Below are 19,630 nucleotides of genomic sequence, written 5' to 3' on the forward strand. Positions count from 1 at the left end.
GTGAAATGAACATGATTTGCGCCGTGAACGTTCCCCGGCCCGCTGTCGACTATGGCCGGCAAACCATAGTAGTTTGTCGCTCCCACCGCATCCCAGACAGCGATACCGATATGACCGATATTCCCGTGCTCGAAACCGGCCGCCTCATCCTGCGTGGCTTTCAACCCGGCGATCTCGATGCCATGACCGCCATGTGGGCGCTGCCCGACGTCGTGCGCTACATCGGCGGCGTGCCGCTAACGCGCGAGCAATCCTGGACGCGGCTGCTGCGCCATATCGGCATGTGGCACGTCATGGGCTTCGGCTTTTGGGTCGTCACGGACAAGGCCACCGGCCGCCTCATCGGCGAAGCCGGGTTTCATGAAATGCGTCGTGAGATGAGCCCCAGTATCGAGAATACGCTGGAAGCCGGCTGGGGCCTGCTGCCGGAAATGCATGGCCAAGGCTATGCCAGCGAGGCGCTGGGGGCCATGGCCGCCTGGGCTGCGCAGAACTATCCCGGCATGCCGATCACCTGCATCATCGACCCGGAGAATACCGCCTCACTGACGCTCGCTGCCCGGCACGGTTTTGAGGAAACCGCCCGCGCGGTCTATCAAGGCTCCGAGGTCGTAATCCTAAGCAAAACAGCCGCCCGATAGGCGATGTGCGCGCCCTACTCCAACATTAAGACTTTAACAAAATTAAGCATCTTTATGTTTATGAAGGGATTTTATAATCTACAAACCACTTTAAGCTCTTCGCGCCACACCAGAAGCGTTTTGCACTTTCCTGTGTTATCCTGTCGTCATCGAAACGGGAGTGTGCGCCATGAGATTACCTGTCGCCGTGTTTCTTTGCGTTTCCATGCCTTTGTTTGCGCATGCGGAAGAGCCCGTCGATACCGCGCAGGGCATCATCCAGAACCAGATCGCCGCCTTCCTGAACGACGATGCGAAGACGGCCTACTCCTTCGCCTCGCCCACGATCCGCGGAAAATTCCCGAACGAGACCGCGTTCTTCGACATGGTCAAGAAGGGCTATGCGCCGGTCTACCGTCCGGGCAACTTCGCCTTCGGCCGGTCCAAGGTCGCGGGCGACATGGTGGTGCAGGAGGTGCTGATTTCGGGACCTGACGGCAAGGACTGGACGGCGCTCTACCAGCTTCTGAAGCAGCCGGATGGCAGCTACAAGATCAACGGCGTGCACATGGTGCACGCCGCGCCCGGTCCGGAAATCTGACGCCGATTCCGTCAGAGCGGGGCGAGATCGCCCCTCGCCCATTCTTCCTGCGTCTCCGCCATGAAGTCGGCAAAGCGGCCTTCCTCGATCGCCTTGCGGATGCCGGCCATCAGGTCCTGGTAGTAGGACAGATTGTTCCAGGTCAAAAGCATGCCGCCGAGGGATTCGTTGGCGCGGATGAGGTGGTGCAGGTAGGCGCGCGAATAGTCGCGAGCGGCCGGGCAGTTCGATTCCTCGTCGAGCGGGCGCATGTCCTCCGCATGGCGGGCGTTGCGCAGGTTGATGCGGCCGCGACGGGTGAAAGCCAAGCCATGGCGGCCGGAGCGGGTCGGCATCACACAGTCGAACATGTCGACGCCGCGCGCGACGGATTTCAGCATGTCGTCCGGGGTGCCGACACCCATCAGGTAACGCGGCTTTTCGAAGGGCATGTGCGGGATGACCGTGTCGATCATGTCGAGCATGACCTCCTGCGGCTCACCCACGGCAAGGCCGCCGATGGCGTAGCCCTTGAGGTTCAGGTCGGCGAGCGCCTGCGCCGAGCGTACGCGCAGATGCGCGATGTCGCCCCCCTGCACGATACCGAACATCGCCTTGCCCGGCTGGTCGCCGAAGGCCACCTTGCAGCGTTCGGCCCAGCGCAGTGACATTTCCATGGCGCGCTCGATTTCCTTGGGCGATGCCGGCAGCGCCACGCATTCGTCGAGCTGCATCTGGATATCGCTGCCGAGCAGGCCCTGGATCTCGATGGAGCGTTCCGGCGACATATGGTGCAGAGCGCCGTCGATATGGCTCTTGAAGGTCACGCCCTGCTCGTCGAGCTTGCGCAGGCCGGACAGCGACATGACCTGGAAACCGCCCGAGTCGGTGAGGATCGGATGCGGCCAGCGGATCAGCTCATGCAGGCCGCCGAGGCGGGCGACGCGCTCCGGGCCGGGGCGCAGCATCAGGTGATAGGTGTTGCCGAGAATGATGTCGGCCCCGAGCTCGCGCACCTGGTCGAGATACATCGCCTTGACCGTGCCCACCGTGCCGACGGGCATGAAGGCCGGCGTGCGGATAGTGCCGCGCGGCATGGAGACCTCGCCGCGGCGAGCCTTGCCATCGGTGGCGAGAAGCTTGAACTGGAAAGTTTCGGTCATCGGTGGTCCCGGAAAAGCAGGCTGGAGTCGCCGTAGGAATAGAAGCGGTAACCGGTCGCAATCGCATGGTCGTAAGCACCACGCATCGTCTCGAGGCCGGAAAAGGCCGAGACGAGCATGAAGAGCGTCGATTTCGGCAGATGGAAATTGGTCATCAGGATATCGGCCGTGCGGAAACGGTAGCCGGGCGTGATGAAGATGCCCGTCGCACCCGACCACGGCTTGATCGTGCCGTCGGCGTCGGCCGCGCTTTCGAGCAGGCGCAGCGAGGTGGTGCCGACGGAGACGATGCGCCCGCCCCTCGCCTTCACGGCGTTGAGTGCTGCGGCGGTCTCTTCCGAGACATAGCCGATCTCCTCGTGCATGACGTGTTCGGTCGTGTCGTCGGCCTTGACCGGCAGGAAGGTGCCGGCGCCGACATGCAGCGTCACGAAATGGCGCTCCACGCCGAGCGCGTCGAGCTTTTCGAACAGCGCATCGGTGAAGTGCAGGCCGGCTGTGGGGGCTGCGACGGCACCCTCTTCACGCGCATAGATCGTCTGGTAGTCCTTGCGGTCCAGCTCGTCTTCGGCGCGCTTGGAAGCGATATAGGGCGGCAACGGAATATGGCCGACCATGGCGATGGCGCGGTCGAGATCGGGGCCGGAGGCGTCGAAATGCAAGGTGACTTCGCCGCCCTCGCCTTTCTGCTCGACGGTTGCAGAGAGTTCATCGCCGAAGGTGATCCGGTCGCCGAGCTTGATGCGTTTACCGGGCTTGGCAAAGGCCTTCCATCGATCACCGGCAATGCGCATATGCAGCGTGGCGGACACCTTCTGGCCGCCTGCCCCTTCGCGATGGCGGACGCCTTCGAGCTGGGCGGGAATGACGCGCGTATCGTTGAAAACAAGCGCATCGCCTGCCTTGAGCAGCGACGGCAGGTCGCCGACGGTATGATCTTCATAGAGCGTTGCATTGCCCGGCTGCACGACGAGAAGCTTTGCAGCCTCACGCGGTGTCACCGGACGAAGCGCGATATTGTCTTCCGGCAGATCGAAATCGAAGAGGTCGACACGCATAGCAGGCCTCAGAGAAAGCGGATCATCAGCGCGCCGGCGACGAGCAGGATGGCGCCGCCGATGCGGCCGACGGAGATTTCGCGCACGGCCATGCCGAGGAAACCGATCCGATCCAGCAGGATGCCGGCCAGCAGCTGGCCGGAGACGGCGAAAGCCATGACGGCGGCGGCGCCGATGCGCGGCGTCAGGAAGATGGCGGTGGTGACATAGACCGTGCCGAGCGCGCCGCCGGCGATGTAGAGCCAAAGGTCCGGGCCGCGCCAATCCGGCGAGCGGCCTTCGAAGGATGCGGTCGCTGCGACAACCACAGCCAGAATGATGGCGCCCGACAGGAACGAGACGTACGCAGCTGCCACCGGCATGCTCAGGCCGCGGCCGAGCATGGCATTGATGGGAGCCTGAATTGCGATGCACGCGCCGGCCGCGATGGCGAGCAGCGCCCAGAGGAAAGCAGCCATATCGCCGGTCCTTGAAAAGCGCACAAAGAAAAACCGCGCCCGCCGAAACGGACGCGGTCGAAATCGACGGCGTTCTATCAGGCCGCTACGTCGGCGGCAACCTTCATCGAGACGATGGTGTCAGGATCGCGCACCGGCTCGCCGCGCTTGATCTTGTCGATGTTTTCCATGCCTTCGATGACCTGGCCCCAGACCGAGTACTGCTTGTTGAGCCACGGGCTATCCGTGAAGCAGATGAAGAACTGCGAGTTGGCGGAGTTCGGCATCTGGCTGCGGGCCATCGAGCAGGTGCCGCGCACATGGCTCATGTTGGAGAATTCAGCCTTCAGGTCCGGCTTGTCGGAGCCGCCCATGCCGGCGCGGGCCGGGTTGAAGTCCTTGCCGCCGGTCTTGCCGTACTGCACGTCGCCCGTCTGGGCCATGAAGTCTTCGATGACGCGGTGGAAGACGACGCCGTCATAGGCGCCTTCACGCGCCAGTTCCTTGATGCGTGCCACGTGGCCCGGTGCGAGATCCGGAAGCAGCTGGATGACCACCTTGCCCTTGGTGGTTTCCATGATGATGGTGTTTTCCGGATCCTTGATCTCGGCCATGGTGTCTCTCCTTTAAAGTGTGATGCAAAAGGTGTGTCGGCCGTTCTGCGATTACAACGGCCGACACACCAAAAAGTGGATTATTTGCCGACGGTGACCTTCACCATGCGGTCGGGATCCGTCACCGAACCATTATTGGCATCGTCGCCGAGCTTGATCTTGTCGACGTTCTCCATGCCGGAAACGACCTTGCCGACGACCGTGTACTGGCCATTCAGGAAGTCGCCGGGGGCGAACATGATGAAGAACTGCGAGTTGGCGGAGTTCGGATCCTGCGAACGGGCCATTCCGACCGTGCCGCGCTCGAACGGGATGTCGGAGAATTCCGCCGGCAGATCCGGCTGGCTGGAACCGCCCGTGCCGGCAGCCTGGGCCTGATATCCATCGGCCATATCGCCGTACTGCACGTCGCCCGTCTGGGCCATGAAGCCCTTGATCACGCGGTGGAAGGCGACATTGTCATATTCGCCGGCCGCGGCCAACGCCTTGATGCGCTCGGCATGCTTCGGCGCCTTGTCGTTCAGCTCGATGACGACGGGGCCGTCCTTCAGCTGGATCGTGATGAAATCGGCAGCCTGAGCGACGAAAGCACCGGTGGCGGTTGCCAGGAACAGGGCTCCTGCAAAGGCGGTACGAAGAATGTTCATGATAGCTCCCTTGAGGGGTTCAGGATGATTGGGCTTCAGCCCTTCTGGCGGGCCTTGAGGGCCGCGAAGACGGGCGCTGGCACGAAGGCGCTGACATCGCCGCCCATGGCCGCGATCTGGCGGACCAATGTGGCGGTAATGGGCCGCGAGGCGACGCCGGCCGGCAGAAACACGGTCTGCACGTCGGCGGCCATCTGGCGGTTCATGCCGGCCATCTGCATTTCATAGTCGAGATCCGTGCCGTCGCGCAGGCCACGGATGAGGAGGCCTGCCTTGTGGGCGCGCGCCGCATCGACCACCAGATTGGAGAAGGAAACGACGCTGACATCCCCTGCCCGCTCCGGCAATGCCTCGGTGATGGAGAGACGGATAAGTGCGGCGCGTTCTTCGAAGGAAAACAGCGGTGTCTTGCCGGGATGGATGCCGATCGCGACGATGACCTTGGGTGCGACGTTCAGCGCCTGCACGAGCACGTCGATATGGCCGTTGGTGATCGGATCGAAAGAGCCAGGATAGAAGGCGACTGTCATCGGCAGGGTCCCGTTTGCCGCCTTTTGTCATGGTCCGCCGTGATCCGCAAGGGTGCCCGCCGTCGCATCCCGAACTGTCCCCTGCCAAGACGATGAACCCGGGATGAACGGGTCGTTCAAGAGCATTTCAGCTGCACCACGCATAAATACCAGCATGGACGTCGGGAACAAAGGTCGCAATCGCGCATTTCCCCGACCGAACACAACGGAACAAGTAACGCGTTTCCTTAGGCTGGAAGGAATACGAAAATGGCACTCGCTCTACTCTGCATGACCATGTTCATTGCGCTTAGCGTCGCGACGATCCATGCGCTTCGCGAAGAGGATCGCCCGGCCGCTTCGAAGCTCGCGGCGCGCGGCAAGTGGCTGCGCTGAGCGAGGACGCAGCCATGGTCGGTCTCACCATTCTCTTCACAGTCTTCATAAGCGTGGTCTTCACCTTCGACTTCACGCGCACGATCCTCGACCTGAAGCGGGATCGCGCGGTGCTGAAGGCCACAAAGCTGAAAACAGAAGCAGGCGGCTTCGGCGTCTAAAGCGCCCCCTTGTCGCCGACCCTGCGGGTGGCCTTTCCTCCGGGCTACCCGCAATAAATGAAAAGCCGGACGGTCGTTCCCTGCCCGTCCGGCTTTTTCGTGTCTTGATGTGGCGAGGCTGTTACGCCTCGCCCTCGCCTGCATCGCCGGCCTGGACGTCACCGTCGGCCACTGCCGCTTCCGCCTCGATCTCTGCGTCTTCATCGCCTTCCGGCTCGCTGATGCGTTCGACGGAGACCACCTTCTCGTCCTTGGCGGTCGAGAAGATCGTGACGCCCTTCGTGGCGCGGCTGGCGATGCGGATGCCATCGACCGGTACGCGGATGAGCTGCCCGCCGTCGGAGACCAGCATCAGCTGGTTCTTCTCCTCGACCGGGAAGGCGGCGACGAGTTCACCGATCTCATTGGTCTTGGAGGTGTCAGTGGCGCGGATGCCCTTGCCGCCACGGCCCGAGGTGCGGAAGTCGTAGGACGAGGAGCGCTTGCCGAAGCCCTTCTGCGAGACGGTCAGAACGAACTGTTCCTGCGCCTTGAGCGCCTGATAGCGCTCCTCGGAGAGATCACCGATCTCGCCGATCTCCTCGCCGACCAATGCGATATCCTCCTCGTCGACACCGCTCGCGCGGCGCTCGGTGGCGGAGCGCTTGAGATAGGCGGCACGTTCCCACGGTTCGGCATCGACATGGCTGACGATGGTCATCGAGATGATGCGGTCGCCGGCACCCAGATTGATGCCGCGCACGCCGACCGAGTTGCGGCCGGCGAAGACGCGCACGTCATCGACCGGGAAGCGGATGCACTGGCCGAGCGCCGTCGTCAGGAGAACGTCGTCCTGCTCGGTGCAGGTCTCGACGTTGAGGATCTCATCGCCCTCTTCCTCCAGCTTCATCGCGATCTTGCCGTTGCGGTTGACCTGGACGAAATCGCTGAGCTTGTTGCGGCGCACCGTGCCGCGGGTCGTCGAGAACATGACGTCGAGGTTTTCCCACGTCGTCTCGTCCTCGGGCAGCGGCATGATGGTGGTGATGCGTTCGCCGGGCTCGATCGGCAGCATGTTGATCAGCGCCTTGCCCTTGGACTGCGGCGTGCCGATCGGCAGGCGCCAGACCTTCTCCTTGTAGACGATGCCACGCGAGGAGAAGAACAGAACCGGCGTGTGCGTGTTGGCAACGAACAGGCGGGTCGCGAAATCCTCGTCCTTCATGGCCATGCCGGAGCGGCCCTTGCCGCCGCGGCGCTGCGCGCGATAGGTCGCGAGCGGCACGCGCTTGACATAGCCGGCATGCGAGACCGTCACGACCATGTCCTCGCGGGCGATGAGGTCCTCGTCGTCCATGTCGGGACCGCCCTCGGCGATCTCGGTACGGCGCGGCGTGCCGAACTCGTCGCGCACGGCAATGAGCTCGTCCTTGACGATGGTCATGATGCGCAGGCGCGAGGAGAGGATATCGAGGTAATCCTTGATCTCCTCGCCGATCTTGTTCAGTTCCTCGTCGATTTCGTCGCGACCGAGCGCCGTCAGGCGGGCGAGACGCAGTTCGAGGATGGCGCGGGCCTGCTCTTCGGAGAGATTGTAGGTCAGGTCTTCGTTGATGCGGTGGCGCGGATCATCGATGAGCTTGATCAGCACGTCGACGTCCTTGGCCGGCCAGCGGCGCTCCATCAGCTGCTCGCGCGCCGTCTGCGGATCGGGCGCGCGGCGGATGAGGGCGATCACCTCGTCGATATTGGCAACCGCGATGGCGAGACCGACCAAGACATGGGCGCGGTCGCGCGCCTTGCGCAGCAGGTACTTCGTGCGGCGGCTGACGACTTCCTCGCGGAAGGAGACGAAGGCGCGCAGCATGTCGAGCAGCGTCATCAGCTCCGGCTTGCCGCCGTTCAGCGCCACCATGTTGCAGCCGAAGGAGGTCTGCAGCGGCGTGTAGCGGTAAAGCTGGTTCAGGATGACATCGGCATTGGCATCGCGTTTCAGCTCGATGACGACGCGGTAGCCATCGCGGTCGGATTCGTCGCGCAGATCGGAAATGCCTTCGATACGCTTGTCGCGCACCAGTTCGGCCATCTTCTCGATCATCGTCGCCTTGTTCACCTGGAAGGGAACCTCGGTGATGATGATCTGCTCACGGTCGCCGCGCATCGGCTCGATGGTGGCACGGCCGCGCATGACGACGGAGCCGCGGCCGGTCTCATAGGCCTGGCGGATGCCGGCGCGGCCGAGGATCAGCGCGCCGGTCGGGAAATCGGGACCCGGAATGTGCTGCATCAGGTCGAGCAACTCGATCGCCGGATTGTCGATCAGCGCGATGCAGCCGTTGATGACCTCGGCGAGATTATGCGGCGGGATGTTCGTCGCCATGCCGACGGCGATGCCGCCCGCGCCATTGACGAGCAGGTTCGGGAATTTCGCGGGAACGACGACCGGCTCGCTCATCGTGCCATCGTAGTTGTCGCGGAAGTTGACCGTTTCCTTGTCGAGGTCGTCGAGCAGCGAGTGCGCGGCCTTCTCGAGGCGGCATTCCGTGTAACGCTGGGCGGCCGGCGGGTCGCCGTCGATGGAGCCGAAATTGCCCTGGCCGTCGATCAGCGGCAGGCGGAGCGACCAGTCCTGCGCCATGCGCGCCAAGGCGTCGTAGATCGCCGAGTCGCCGTGCGGATGGTATTTACCCATCACGTCACCGGTCACGCGGGCCGACTTCACGTATTTCTTGTTCCAGTCGACGCCCATCTCGCTCATCGAGTAGAGGATGCGCCGGTGCACGGGCTTCAGGCCGTCGCGCACATCGGGCAGCGCGCGCGACACGATTACGCTCATGGCGTAATCGAGATAGGACCGCTGCATTTCCTCGATGATGGAAATCGGCTCAATGCCGGGAGTCTTGCCGCCGGGTGTCGATTGTTCTGTCAATTTCGGTCACGATCGTTGTTCAGAATCAGATGCAATTTTATAGCCTACCGAGGCTGGAAGCGCCAATTTCACCAGGGGTTGTGAACAGGCTTTTCCCAGGAAATCCGCCAATTTGCGCATTTTCATGGCCACTTTCCGGCCACCCTTCCCTTCCTCTCCACGCTCGCCTAACAATGGGGCGGCAAGGCCGTCGAAAACGGCCGCTCAACGGCGAGGGGAACGCCTGACATGCTCAATATCGATCTCGTGGTCAACGCGATCACGACCCTGCTCGTGACCATCGATCCGCCAGGCCTCGCGCCGATCTTCCTCGGCCTCACGGTGGGCATGACGCGGCCGCAGCGCAAGCAGGTGGCGCTGCGCGGCTCCATCATCGCGTTTTGCATCCTCGCCGTCTTCGCGCTGACGGGAGCGGGCGTGCTGTCGCTGCTCGGCATCTCCATCGGCGCCTTCCGCATCGCGGGCGGCCTGCTACTCTTCTGGATCGCCTTCGAGATGATTTTCGAGCGCCGCAACGAGCGCAAGGAAAAGACCAGCGAGGTGGCGATCACCCGCGATCACATCCACAACATCGCCGTCTTCCCGCTCGCTTTGCCGCTGATTGCCGGCCCCGGCGCGATTTCCGCGACGATCCTGCTCTCCGGCTCCTTCCCTTCCGCGCTCGAACGCACCGCCCTCATCGGCGTGCTCGCGCTCTGCATTGGCATCCTGTTCCTGGCGCTGGTCATCGCCGACCGCATCGACCGCTTCCTCGGCAACACCGGCCGCGCCATCCTGACACGCCTGCTCGGCGTCATCCTGGCGGCGCTGGCGGTGCAGTTCGTCGTGGACGGTGTGAAATCGGCCTTCGCGCTTTGACAGCCTTTCCGGAGCTCGCACGGACCCACGGCGTCTAGGGATTGTCTGCAAACCATTTGGCGATAGCCGGCATATTTCCTCGAAACCGCCGGGCAAGAAGATGTTGAGCAGACCGACACGCTCGTCCGTCCGGTTCTCGAAGTCGTGCATCACGGTCGCCGGAATGCGCACGAAACTGCCGGCCGGCGCCTCCAGCCAGTCCTCGCCTGCCAGAATGCTCGCCACGCCCGAAAGCACGTAGAAGAGCTCGACATTGTCGTCATGGGAATGTGCGCCGGGTCCCGGTGTTTTCGGCTCCAGCCACCATTCGGAAACGCAATAGGCATTGTCCGTCTCGCCATGATCGGCCTTGAAGACCGCACTCATGCGCCCGAGCGGATAGGTTCGCCCCTCGCCCGGCCGGAGGAAAAGTACGTCCGTCCCGGTCTTTTCCATGCACCCGCCGCGCCTCCCGCGCACCCTTTCACCCCGTCCGCACCAAAGAAAAAGGCCGGCGCTTTGCCGGCCTTTGTCCGTTCTCAGAACGGAATGTCGTCATCCATATCGCGTGATAGCGAACCGCCGCCACTACCGCCCGAACGGTTGCCGCTTCCGCTGCTGCTGCCACCGCCCGAAGCGGGCCGCGAGCCGTAATCGTCGTAGCTCGGCGCGCCGCCACCGAAATCGTTGCCGCCCCGGCCAGCGCCAGCACCACCGCCTTCGCCGCGTCCGTCCAGCATGGTCAGCGTCGAGTTGAAGCCCTGCAGCACGATTTCCGTCGAATAACGGTCGTTGCCGTTCTGGTCCTGCCACTTGCGGGTCTGCAGCGCGCCCTCGATATAGAGCTTGGCGCCCTTCTTCACATATTGTTCGACGACCTTGCACAGGCCTTCATTGAAGACGACGACGGTGTGCCATTCGGTCTTCTCGCGGCGCTCGCCGCTGTTGCGGTCGCGCCAGGTTTCCGAAGTCGCGATGCGCAGGTTGGCGATCGGTGTGCCGGATTGCGTGCGCCGGATTTCCGGATCCGCACCCACATTCCCGATCAAGATCACCTTGTTGACGCTTCCAGCCATACCCGTACTTTCCGTTGTCGCGCCGGGCATCTGGCGCCCGACATCTTTTCACTACACGAATGCGGCATCTTATCGGCTGCCGCGCCGCCGCGCCGCCCCGCAAAAGGGATAATCCACAGATCAATTGCGAAATTTCGTTCTTTTTTTGTTCTAATAATTCCCTACACTCTTGTCAACCGAATCGGAAACGGGCACGGAATCTTCTGACCGCGCGATGGACAGGCCTCGATCAATCCCTACATAGGGGCCTACCCCTTTTAAGAATGCGCAACGACTTTTGACGCTGGATACCATGAGCGAACTCAAGACCATTTCCATTCGCGGCGCACGCGAACACAATCTCAAGGGCATCGATCTCGACCTGCCCCGCAACAAGCTGATCGTAATGACCGGGCTTTCGGGCTCCGGCAAATCGTCACTTGCCTTCGACACGATCTATGCCGAGGGCCAGCGCCGCTATGTCGAGAGCCTCTCGGCCTATGCGCGCCAGTTCCTCGAGATGATGCAGAAGCCCGACGTCGACCAGATCGACGGTCTGTCGCCGGCCATTTCCATCGAGCAGAAGACGACCTCGAAGAACCCGCGCTCGACCGTCGGCACGGTCACCGAGATCTACGACTACATGCGCCTGCTTTTTGCGCGCGTCGGCGTGCCCTATTCGCCGGCGACGGGCCTGCCGATCGAGAGCCAGACGGTCAGCCAGATGGTCGACCGCGTGATCGATTTCGGCGAGGGCACGCGCCTCTATATCCTCGCGCCCATCGTGCGCGGCCGCAAGGGCGAGTACAAGAAGGAACTCGCCGAGCTCATGAAGAAGGGCTTTCAGCGCGTCAAGGTCGACGGTCAGTTCTACGAGATCGCCGACGTGCCCGTTCTCGACAAGAAGTACAAACACGACATCGACGTGGTGGTCGACCGCGTCGTCGTGCGCGCCGATCTTTCCTCGCGCCTCGCCGACAGTATCGAAACCTGCCTGAAGCTCGCCGATGGCCTGGCCATCGCCGAGTTCGCCGACAAGCCCCTGCCGATCGAGGAAACCTCTGCTGGCGGCTCGGCCAACAAGTCGCTGAACGACACGCATGAGCGTGTCATGTTCTCGGAGAAATTCGCCTGCCCGGTCTCCGGCTTCACCATCCCGGAAATCGAGCCGCGGCTGTTCTCGTTCAACAACCCCTTCGGCGCCTGCCCGACCTGCGACGGCCTCGGCAGCCAGCAGAAGATCGACCCGGACCTCATCGTGCCGGAAACCGAACGCACGCTGCGCGACGGCGCCATCGCGCCCTGGGCCAAGTCCTCTTCGCCCTATTACAACCAGACGCTGGAAGCGCTCGGCGCCGCCTATGGCTTCAAGCTTTCCAACCGCTGGTCGGAACTGTCGGAAAAGGCGCAGAACGCCATCCTGAAGGGCACGGACGAGAAGATCGAGTTCAACTACAAGGATGGCGCGCGCTCCTACAAGACGGTCAAGACCTTCGAAGGCATCGTGCCGAACCTCGAGCGCCGCTGGAAGGAAACGGATTCGGCCTGGTCGCGCGAGGAAATCGAGCGCTACATGTCGGCGGCGCCCTGCCCGGCCTGCGCCGGTTATCGTCTGAAGCCGGAGGCGCTGGCGGTCAAGATCAACAAGCTGCATATCGGCGAGACGACGGCCATGTCGATCCGTGTCGCCCGCGACTGGTTCGAGGCACTGCCGGAGCATCTCAACGCCAAGCAGAACGAGATCGCGGTGCGCATTCTCAAGGAAATCCGCGAGCGCCTGCGGTTCCTGAACGATGTCGGTCTGGAATATCTCTCGCTGTCGCGCAATTCCAGCACGCTGTCGGGCGGCGAAAGCCAGCGCATCCGGCTCGCCTCACAGATCGGCTCCGGGCTGACGGGCGTGCTCTACGTCTTGGACGAGCCATCGATCGGTCTGCACCAGCGCGACAATGCGCGCCTGCTCGATACGCTCCGGCATCTCCGCGACATCGGTAACACCGTCATCGTCGTCGAGCATGACGAGGACGCGATCCTGACAGCGGATTATGTCGTCGATATCGGCCCCGCCGCCGGCATCCACGGTGGCGAGGTCATCGCGCAGGGCACGCCCGGCGAGGTCATCGCCAATCCGGCATCGCTGACGGGGAAATATCTCTCCGGCGAACTCTCCGTCGCGGTGCCCACCGAGCGCCGCAAGCCGAAGAAGAAAAAGGAAATCAAGGTCGTCGGCGCCCGCGCCAACAACCTGAAGAACGTCACGGCCTCCATTCCGCTCGGCGTCTTCACGGCGGTCACGGGCGTTTCCGGCGGCGGCAAGTCGACTTTCCTGATCGAGACGCTCTACAAGTCCGCTGCCCGCCGCATCATGGGCGCGCGCGAAATCCCGGCCGAGCACGAGCGCATCGACGGTTTCGAATATATCGACAAGGTCATCGATATCGACCAGTCACCGATCGGCCGCACGCCGCGCTCCAACCCGGCGACCTATACCGGTGCCTTCACGCCGATCCGCGACTGGTTCGCCGGCCTGCCGGAGGCCAAGGCGCGCGGCTATCAGCCGGGCCGCTTCTCGTTTAACGTCAAGGGTGGCCGCTGCGAGGCCTGCCAGGGCGACGGCGTCATCAAGATCGAGATGCACTTCCTGCCCGACGTCTACGTCACCTGCGACGTTTGCCACGGTAAGCGCTACAACCGCGAAACGCTCGACGTCGCCTTCAAGGGCAAGTCAATTGCCGACGTGCTGGACATGACCGTCGAGGAGGGCGTCGAATTTTTCGCGGCCGTCCCGGCCGTACGCGACAAGCTGGTAACGCTGAACCAGGTCGGTCTCGGCTATATCAAGGTCGGCCAGCAGGCGAACACCCTGTCGGGCGGCGAGGCGCAGCGCGTCAAGCTTGCCAAGGAACTGTCGAAGCGCTCCACCGGCCGCACGCTATACATTCTCGATGAGCCGACGACTGGCTTGCACTTCCATGACGTGGCGAAGCTGCTGGAGGTGCTGCACGAGCTGGTCAACCAGGGCAATTCCGTCGTGGTCATCGAGCACAATCTGGAGGTCATCAAGACCGCCGACTGGATCATCGACTTCGGCCCCGAAGGCGGCGATGGCGGTGGCGAGGTGATTGCCGAGGGCACCCCGGAGGATGTCGTGAAGGTCGAGCGCTCCTATACGGGCCAGTTCCTGAAGGAGCTGCTGGAGCGCCGCCCGATCAAGAAGATCGCGGCGGAGTAGCCGGATGATCCTGATCGGCCAGTACGATTCGTCCTATGTGCGCCGTGTCGGGATCGCGCTCAGACTCTACGATCTCCCGTTCGAGCACCGGCCCTGGTCGGTGTTCAGCGAGGGAGAGAAGGTTCAGGCGGTCAATCCGCTGATGCGGGTGCCGACGCTGGTGCTCGACGATGGCGAGGTGGTGGCTGACAGCAACTCTATCCTCGATTATCTCGACGGCCTCGTACCGGCGGAGAAGCGGCTTTTGCCACAGGCCGAGCCGGAGCGCCGTCAGGTTCTGAAGGTGATGACCTTTGCGACCGGTTTCGCCGACAAGGGCATCAGCCTTTTCTACGAGCGTCATCTGCACGAGACACCGTCGGCCTACTTCGCCGAGCGTTGCCGTTCACAAATCCTGACTGTGCTTGCTGCGCTGGAGGATGAGCGCGCTAAGCGGTCCGGAATATTCTGGTTCGGGCGGATCACCCATGCCGATATCTCCGTCGCCTGCGCCTGGCGGCATATGAGCGAGGCGCATCCGGACCTGATCGATCCGGCCGCCTATCCCGCGCTCGCAAACCATTGCGCCGGCATGGAGGCCCTGCCGGTGTTCCAGGAGATTTCCCAGCCTTTCATCGCGCCCGCCTGATCGGCGCGCCGCGTTCCGTCTGTCGAGGAGAACTGACATGAGCACATCCGGCACCATCAGAACCGGCATCGGCGGCTGGACCTTCGATCCGTGGGAAGGCACGTTTTATCCGGAAAAGCTGACAAAGAAGCGGCAGCTGGAATTCGCCAGCCGCGAGCTTGCGGCCATCGAGGTCAACGGCACCTACTACGGCTCGCAGAAGCCGGAAACCTTCGCCAAATGGGCCTCCGAAGTGCCCGATGGTTTCATCTTCTCGCTGAAGGCCAGCCGCTTCACGACCAATCGCAAGGTTCTGGCTGATGGCGGTGAATCCGTCGAAAAGTTTTTGACGCAGGGCCTCACGGAACTCGGCGATCATCTCGGCCCGATCCTCTGGCAGTTCCCGCCGACGAAGAAATTCGAGCCCGACGATTTCGAGGGCTTCTTGAAACTGCTGCCGGAAAAGCTCGATGGCCTGACGCTGAAGCACGCGCTGGAAGTGCGCAACGAGACGTTCATGACGCCGGAATTCGCCGCTTTGGCCCGTAAATACAACGCGGCCATCGTCTATGCGCAGCACGAAGAATACCCTGAGATCGCCGATGTCACGGCCGATTTCGTCTATGCACGTCTGCAAAAAGGGTCCGACGACATCAAGACCTGCTATCCGGAAGACGCGCTCGACGAATGGGCCGGGCGGATCAAGGACTGGGCTGCCGGCGGCGAGCCGTCAGATCTGCCGAAGATCGCCCCCGCCACGAAGCCGGCCAAGGTAGCGCGCGACGTCTTCGCCTTCTTCATCACATCGGGCAAGGTGAATGCGCCAAACGGCGCGCGGGAACTGCAAAAGCGCGTGCGCTAAGAAAACTCGATTCAGGCGGCAGCCGATGCCGCCTGAATCTGCTTCGCCTTGGGAGCGCAAAAGCGGCGCGTCCCGAACCGCACGGGTCCCACGTCAAATATAGGCCGCCGCTGCCTGTGGCCTGCTTACAGACACGAGTGCGTCGAGACGTTCAGTTCGAGCCTTCTCGACCGCACCAAAATAGAGTCACAGATCCACCCAGGCAGGAATGGCGGCCGACAGGTCTTCCGCCGTCAACCCCTCGCCCGCGATCTGCCCAGCCTTGCCATGGCGCCAGACGGCGCTGGCGGCGGCCTCGAAGGCGGGCATGCCCTGCGCCATATGAGCGCCGACGATGCCGGCAAGGACATCGCCGGAGCCTGCAGTCGCAAGCCACGGCGGCGCATTGTCGTTGACGAGTATGCGGCCGTCAGGCGCGGCGATGACGGTATCGGCGCCCTTCAGGATGACGATGCCGTTGCTGCGGGCGGCGGCTTTGCGCGCGCGGTCGATCTTGGAGAGCGTCGCGTCGGTGGCGAGATCGGGGAAGAGCCGGGCGAACTCGCCGTCATGCGGCGTTAGCACCAAGCGTGGGACGCCCGCGGCAAAGAGTGAGGACAGCGCGTCGGGATCCTCGCGGAAGGCGCTGATGCCATCGGCATCCAGAACGAGCTGGCGGCCCTGTTCGGCGAGCAGGGAAACATATCGTCTGGCCTTGTCCCGATTGCCGAAACCGGGGCCGAGCACGAAGGTCTTCAGCCGTTCGTCCTCCAGCAATGCCGCAAGGTCCTTTTCATTGTCGATGACCTTCAGCATGACGGCGGTCAGATGCGTGGCATTGACCGGTGCTGCCTCCTGCGGCGACAGAACGGTGACGAGGCCCGCCCCTGCACGAAGGCCGGCCGCGGCGGACAGCCTTGCAGCGCCGGTGGCAACGGGCGGACCGGAAAACACGGCGAGATGGCCGCGAACATATTTGTGGATCGCGCCGGTTTGCGCCGGCTGGGCCATACGCCAGATGGCCGGTCTGTTGAGCCGCATATGATCGACATGACGCGCGAGAAGACGCGAAGGGATGCCGATATCGAAGATTTCCAGTGTGCCGGTAAGATTCCTGCCGGGGAGCAGCAGATGGCCAGGCTTTCGGCACACGAATGTGATGGTCGCCTCGGCCTCGAAAGCAGCCCCCCTCACCTGCCCCGTGCGCCCGTCGATGCCGGAGGGAAGATCGATCGCGAGCACGGCAATGGCGGCCGTGCGCACCGCATCGATGACGCGCTCCACCGCGTCGGGAACATTACGCGACAGGCCGGCGCCGAACAGCGCGTCGATGACGACATCGCCGGTGCGTGGTGCATAACCTGAAAGCGGTGCAACGCGGCCTTGGAAGGCGGCGAAGGCGATTGCGGCGTCGCCTGTAAGCGCGGTCGGGTCGCCGAAAGTGTGGACGATCACCGCAGCGCCCGTGTCCATCAGCGCCCGCGCGGCGACATAGCCGTCACCGCCATTGTTGCCGGGGCCGCAAAGCACGGCGAAACGCAGCGCGCCGGGATATCGGCGAAGGGCCGCCGCGGCGACGGCCTGCCCTGCCCGTTCCATGAGACCGTAGCTTGAAAGGCCCGATGCGGCGGCGACGCGGTCTATATGGCCCATATCCTCAGGCGTGACGATCAGCGTATCGATTTCCTGGTGCATGCCCCACAATGCCCGCAAAGGACAGGCGGAGACAAGCCCGGCGGCAAATCCATGCATTCGCTCATTTATTCGGCATCTGCATAGTCTATGTGCTCAAATTTGCAGCTTTGCGCGCCACTCCTGAGCGAGGCGGTGTATGCCGCCGCCTGCCGACGTAGAAAGTGACAATTTTTAGGCAGATTCCACTAGCCCTTTTACACGGAAAGCCGCATCATCGCAGCGTGATGACGAGCAGGATCAACAAAGACACGAAATTCGTCCGATCTGGCATGCATTCTGCCTCAAGTTGGCATGCTACGTGCATTTGGAGTTTGCAGCGGGCGCAAACCGCGCGCGAACGGGAGAAGCGGAGAGACATTTTCTCATGAAAAAGATCGAAGCGATCATCAAGCCCTTCAAGCTCGATGAGGTGAAGGAGGCGCTGCAGGAAGTCGGCCTGCAGGGTATCACCGTCACCGAGGCGAAGGGCTTTGGACGCCAGAAGGGACACACGGAACTCTACCGTGGTGCCGAATATGTTGTCGACTTTCTGCCCAAGGTGAAGGTCGAGGTCGTTCTGGCGGACGAAAACGCGGAGGCCGTGATCGAGGCGATCCGCAATGCGGCCCAGACTGGTCGCATCGGCGATGGCAAGATCTTTGTCTCCAACGTCGAAGAAGTCATCCGCATCCGCACCGGCGAGACCGGCGTCGACGCCATCTGATCCCGCCCGGCCGTCCGGCCGAGGCTTATCCACTCGTCATTTCACACAGGGACCAATACACATGACGACTGCCAACGAAATCCTCAAGCAAATCAAGGAAAACGACGTCAAGTTCGTCGACCTGCGCTTCACCGATCCCAAGGGTAAGCTGCATCACGTCACGATGGATGTCGGCGTCGTCGATGAAGACATGTTCGCCGATGGCGTCATGTTCGACGGTTCCTCGATCGGCGGCTGGAAGGCCATCAACGAGTCCGACATGGTGCTGATGCCCGATCCGGCAACGGTTCACGTCGACCCGTTCTTCGCGCAGTCGACCCTCGTCATCATGTGCGACATCCTCGACCCGGTCTCGGGCGAAGCCTATAACCGCGACCCGCGCGGCACCGCCAAGAAGGCCGAAGCCTACCTCAAGGCCTCTGGTATCGGCGACACGGTCTATGCCGGCCCGGAACCGGAATTCTTCGTGTTCGACGACGTGAAGTACAAGGCCGATCCGTACAACACGGGCTTCAAGCTCGACTCGTCGGAACTGCCCTCCAACGACGACACCGACTACGAGACCGGCAACCTCGGCCACCGTCCGCGCGTCAAGGGCGGCTACTTCCCGGTTCCCCCGGTCGACTCGTGCCAGGACATGCGCTCGGAAATGCTCACGGTCCTGACCGAAATGGGCGTAACCGTCGAAAAACAGCACCACGAAGTGGCGGCCGCCCAGCACGAGCTCGGCGTAAAGTTCGACACGCTCGTTCGCAGCGCCGACAAGGTGCAGATCTACAAATACGTCGTGCACCAGGTCGCCAATGCCTATGGCAAGACGGCCACCTTCATGCCGAAGCCGATCTTCGGCGACAACGGCTCGGGCATGCACGTCCACCTGTCGATCTGGAAGGATTCCAAGCCCCAGTTCGCCGGCGACGAATATGCCGGCCTGTCGGAAAGCTGCCTCTACTTCATCGGCGGCATCATCAAGCATGCCAAGTCGATCAACGCCTTCACCAACCCGACGACGAACTCCTACAAGCGTCTCGTTCCGGGTTATGAAGCGCCGGTTCTGCTTGCCTATTCGGCCCGCAACCGCTCGGCCTCCTGCCGCATTCCGTTCGGCACGGGTCCGAAGTCAAAGCGCGTCGAAATCCGCTTCCCCGACCCGCTCGGCAACCCCTATCTCGGCTTCGCCGCCATGCTGATGGCCGGCCTTGATGGCATCAAGAACAAGATCCATCCCGGCAAGGCCATGGACAAGGACCTGTACGACCTGCCGCCGAAGGAACTGAAGAAGATCCCGACGGTCTGCGGCTCGCTGCGCGAAGCGCTGGAAAGCCTCGACAAGGACCGCAAGTACCTGACGGCCGGCGGCGTGTTCGACGACGACCAGATCGACAGCTACATCGAGCTGAAGATGGTCGAAGTCATGCGTTTCGAAATGACCCCGCACCCGGTCGAATTCGACATGTACTACTCGGCCTGATCGATCGACACGCCTTCCGCCTTCAGGCTGGAGGCTTCCCCAGACGACGAAAAACCCGGCCACTGGCCGGGTTTTTTGTTGGTCGGTGAAACGTTG

The 19,630-nt window shown here is 62.7% G+C and carries 19 protein-coding genes and 1 pseudogene; 10 read left to right on the forward strand and 10 right to left on the reverse strand.

Translation table 11 applies throughout. The features are described from left to right. Positions 1-110: 110 nt before the first annotated feature. Together AC27VQ_RS18475 and AC27VQ_RS18480 are read left to right on the forward strand one after the other, a co-directional pair. Positions 111-641: a GNAT family N-acetyltransferase gene (locus AC27VQ_RS18475; protein WP_313530322.1), complete on the forward strand. Its 531-nt coding sequence runs from the start codon at positions 111-113 to the stop codon at positions 639-641. A gap of 169 nt (positions 642-810) precedes the next feature. Further along, positions 811-1,221, forward strand: a complete 411-nt coding sequence (locus tag AC27VQ_RS18480) for a DUF4864 domain-containing protein (protein ID WP_488717434.1) — start codon at positions 811-813, stop codon at positions 1,219-1,221. An 11-nt stretch (positions 1,222-1,232) separates the two neighbouring features. Here the strand turns inward: AC27VQ_RS18480 and tgt are convergent, their stop codons facing one another. From tgt to coaD, 6 genes are all read right to left on the reverse strand, one after another. Further along, positions 1,233-2,363, reverse strand: coding sequence for a tRNA guanosine(34) transglycosylase Tgt (tgt, locus tag AC27VQ_RS18485; protein WP_488717435.1), 1,131 nt, complete (start codon positions 2,361-2,363; stop codon positions 1,233-1,235). Further along, positions 2,360-3,421, reverse strand: coding sequence for a tRNA preQ1(34) S-adenosylmethionine ribosyltransferase-isomerase QueA (gene queA, locus AC27VQ_RS18490; RefSeq protein ID WP_488717436.1), 1,062 nt, complete (start codon positions 3,419-3,421; stop codon positions 2,360-2,362). The genes tgt and queA overlap by 4 nt, the downstream gene beginning before the upstream one ends. An 8-nt stretch (positions 3,422-3,429) precedes the next feature. Beyond that, positions 3,430-3,879, reverse strand: a complete 450-nt coding sequence (locus AC27VQ_RS18495) for a DMT family transporter (RefSeq protein ID WP_488717437.1) — start codon at positions 3,877-3,879, stop codon at positions 3,430-3,432. A gap of 77 nt (positions 3,880-3,956) precedes the next feature. After that, a complete protein-coding gene (locus tag AC27VQ_RS18500) occupies positions 3,957-4,472 on the reverse strand; it encodes a peptidylprolyl isomerase (RefSeq protein WP_421592487.1) in 516 nt (171 codons plus the stop codon). 80 nt (positions 4,473-4,552) lie between these two features. Beyond that, on the reverse strand, positions 4,553-5,119 hold the full coding sequence (locus AC27VQ_RS18505; protein WP_313530338.1) for a peptidylprolyl isomerase: 567 nt from the start codon (positions 5,117-5,119) through the stop codon (positions 4,553-4,555). A 35-nt stretch (positions 5,120-5,154) separates the two neighbouring features. Then, entirely contained in the window at positions 5,155-5,649 is a 495-nt protein-coding gene (gene coaD / locus AC27VQ_RS18510) for a pantetheine-phosphate adenylyltransferase (protein WP_488717438.1), read from the reverse strand. A gap of 249 nt (positions 5,650-5,898) precedes the next feature. Here coaD and AC27VQ_RS18515 point away from each other — a divergent pair, with 249 nt between their 5' ends. Continuing rightward, positions 5,899-6,024 (forward strand): hypothetical protein, encoded by a 126-nt coding sequence (locus AC27VQ_RS18515; protein ID WP_280518833.1) that lies wholly within the window; start codon positions 5,899-5,901, stop codon positions 6,022-6,024. 14 nt (positions 6,025-6,038) lie between these two features. After that, positions 6,039-6,185, forward strand: coding sequence for a hypothetical protein (locus AC27VQ_RS18520; RefSeq protein ID WP_421592485.1), 147 nt, complete (start codon positions 6,039-6,041; stop codon positions 6,183-6,185). A gap of 121 nt (positions 6,186-6,306) precedes the next feature. Here the strand turns inward: AC27VQ_RS18520 and gyrA are convergent, their stop codons facing one another. Next, positions 6,307-9,093 carry a DNA gyrase subunit A gene (gene gyrA / locus AC27VQ_RS18525; RefSeq protein ID WP_488717439.1) on the reverse strand — a complete coding sequence of 929 codons (2,787 nt, stop codon included), beginning with the start codon at positions 9,091-9,093 and terminating at the stop codon, positions 6,307-6,309. Positions 9,094-9,321: 228 nt separating this feature from the next. Here gyrA and AC27VQ_RS18530 point away from each other — a divergent pair, with 228 nt between their 5' ends. Continuing rightward, the gene (locus tag AC27VQ_RS18530; protein WP_244758888.1) at positions 9,322-9,951 is read left to right on the forward strand and encodes a MarC family protein; all 630 of its coding nucleotides are present in this window, start codon (positions 9,322-9,324) and stop codon (positions 9,949-9,951) included. A gap of 117 nt (positions 9,952-10,068) precedes the next feature. Here AC27VQ_RS18530 and AC27VQ_RS18535 read toward each other — a convergent pair. Both AC27VQ_RS18535 and AC27VQ_RS18540 read right to left on the reverse strand, forming a co-directional pair. Beyond that, a pseudogene (locus AC27VQ_RS18535) lies at positions 10,069-10,386 on the reverse strand (cupin domain-containing protein); the annotation flags it as partial. An 83-nt stretch (positions 10,387-10,469) separates the two neighbouring features. Continuing rightward, positions 10,470-11,006 carry a single-stranded DNA-binding protein gene (locus tag AC27VQ_RS18540; RefSeq protein WP_488717440.1) on the reverse strand — a complete coding sequence of 179 codons (537 nt, stop codon included), beginning with the start codon at positions 11,004-11,006 and terminating at the stop codon, positions 10,470-10,472. Positions 11,007-11,298: 292 nt separating this feature from the next. On the opposite strand from AC27VQ_RS18540, the gene uvrA reads away from it, so the two are divergent. The 3 genes from uvrA to AC27VQ_RS18555 are packed head-to-tail and all read left to right on the forward strand — an operon-like array spanning position 11,299 to position 15,686. Further along, a complete protein-coding gene (gene uvrA / locus AC27VQ_RS18545) occupies positions 11,299-14,217 on the forward strand; it encodes an excinuclease ABC subunit UvrA (protein WP_488717441.1) in 2,919 nt (972 codons plus the stop codon). Positions 14,218-14,221: 4 nt separating this feature from the next. Beyond that, positions 14,222-14,845 carry a glutathione S-transferase family protein gene (locus AC27VQ_RS18550; RefSeq protein WP_488717442.1) on the forward strand — a complete coding sequence of 208 codons (624 nt, stop codon included), beginning with the start codon at positions 14,222-14,224 and terminating at the stop codon, positions 14,843-14,845. Positions 14,846-14,882: 37 nt separating this feature from the next. Beyond that, positions 14,883-15,686, forward strand: coding sequence for a DUF72 domain-containing protein (locus AC27VQ_RS18555; RefSeq protein ID WP_488717443.1), 804 nt, complete (start codon positions 14,883-14,885; stop codon positions 15,684-15,686). A 186-nt stretch (positions 15,687-15,872) separates the two neighbouring features. On the opposite strand, the gene AC27VQ_RS18560 is transcribed toward AC27VQ_RS18555, so the two are convergent. Next, positions 15,873-17,360: an NAD(P)H-hydrate dehydratase gene (locus tag AC27VQ_RS18560; protein WP_488717444.1), complete on the reverse strand. Its 1,488-nt coding sequence runs from the start codon at positions 17,358-17,360 to the stop codon at positions 15,873-15,875. A gap of 364 nt (positions 17,361-17,724) precedes the next feature. On the opposite strand from AC27VQ_RS18560, the gene AC27VQ_RS18565 reads away from it, so the two are divergent. Together AC27VQ_RS18565 and glnA are read left to right on the forward strand one after the other, a co-directional pair. Beyond that, positions 17,725-18,063: a P-II family nitrogen regulator gene (locus tag AC27VQ_RS18565; RefSeq protein WP_003515720.1), complete on the forward strand. Its 339-nt coding sequence runs from the start codon at positions 17,725-17,727 to the stop codon at positions 18,061-18,063. 61 nt (positions 18,064-18,124) lie between these two features. After that, positions 18,125-19,534, forward strand: coding sequence for a type I glutamate--ammonia ligase (gene glnA / locus AC27VQ_RS18570; protein ID WP_488717445.1), 1,410 nt, complete (start codon positions 18,125-18,127; stop codon positions 19,532-19,534). The last annotated feature ends 96 nt before the right edge of the window (positions 19,535-19,630 follow it).

It is taken from the genome of Shinella sp. 20P9.1.1 (assembly GCF_057798995.1).

What these genes read in the sequence shown, in the direction of transcription:
- AC27VQ_RS18475 (WP_313530322.1), top strand. Translation starts at nt 111, where the DNA reads ATGACCGATATTCCCGTGCTCGAAACCGGCCGCCTCATCCTGCGTGGC.
- AC27VQ_RS18480 (WP_488717434.1), top strand. Translation starts at nt 811, where the DNA reads ATGAGATTACCTGTCGCCGTGTTTCTTTGCGTTTCCATGCCTTTGTTT.
- tgt (WP_488717435.1), bottom strand. Translation starts at nt 2,363, where the DNA reads ATGACCGAAACTTTCCAGTTCAAGCTTCTCGCCACCGATGGCAAGGCT.
- queA (WP_488717436.1), bottom strand. Translation starts at nt 3,421, where the DNA reads ATGCGTGTCGACCTCTTCGATTTCGATCTGCCGGAAGACAATATCGCG.
- AC27VQ_RS18495 (WP_488717437.1), bottom strand. Translation starts at nt 3,879, where the DNA reads ATGGCTGCTTTCCTCTGGGCGCTGCTCGCCATCGCGGCCGGCGCGTGC.
- AC27VQ_RS18500 (WP_421592487.1), bottom strand. Translation starts at nt 4,472, where the DNA reads ATGGCCGAGATCAAGGATCCGGAAAACACCATCATCATGGAAACCACC.
- AC27VQ_RS18505 (WP_313530338.1), bottom strand. Translation starts at nt 5,119, where the DNA reads ATGAACATTCTTCGTACCGCCTTTGCAGGAGCCCTGTTCCTGGCAACC.
- coaD (WP_488717438.1), bottom strand. Translation starts at nt 5,649, where the DNA reads ATGACAGTCGCCTTCTATCCTGGCTCTTTCGATCCGATCACCAACGGC.
- AC27VQ_RS18515 (WP_280518833.1), top strand. Translation starts at nt 5,899, where the DNA reads ATGGCACTCGCTCTACTCTGCATGACCATGTTCATTGCGCTTAGCGTC.
- AC27VQ_RS18520 (WP_421592485.1), top strand. Translation starts at nt 6,039, where the DNA reads ATGGTCGGTCTCACCATTCTCTTCACAGTCTTCATAAGCGTGGTCTTC.
- AC27VQ_RS18530 (WP_244758888.1), top strand. Translation starts at nt 9,322, where the DNA reads ATGCTCAATATCGATCTCGTGGTCAACGCGATCACGACCCTGCTCGTG.
- AC27VQ_RS18540 (WP_488717440.1), bottom strand. Translation starts at nt 11,006, where the DNA reads ATGGCTGGAAGCGTCAACAAGGTGATCTTGATCGGGAATGTGGGTGCG.
- uvrA (WP_488717441.1), top strand. Translation starts at nt 11,299, where the DNA reads ATGAGCGAACTCAAGACCATTTCCATTCGCGGCGCACGCGAACACAAT.
- AC27VQ_RS18550 (WP_488717442.1), top strand. Translation starts at nt 14,222, where the DNA reads ATGATCCTGATCGGCCAGTACGATTCGTCCTATGTGCGCCGTGTCGGG.
- AC27VQ_RS18555 (WP_488717443.1), top strand. Translation starts at nt 14,883, where the DNA reads ATGAGCACATCCGGCACCATCAGAACCGGCATCGGCGGCTGGACCTTC.
- AC27VQ_RS18560 (WP_488717444.1), bottom strand. Translation starts at nt 17,360, where the DNA reads ATGCACCAGGAAATCGATACGCTGATCGTCACGCCTGAGGATATGGGC.
- AC27VQ_RS18565 (WP_003515720.1), top strand. Translation starts at nt 17,725, where the DNA reads ATGAAAAAGATCGAAGCGATCATCAAGCCCTTCAAGCTCGATGAGGTG.
- glnA (WP_488717445.1), top strand. Translation starts at nt 18,125, where the DNA reads ATGACGACTGCCAACGAAATCCTCAAGCAAATCAAGGAAAACGACGTC.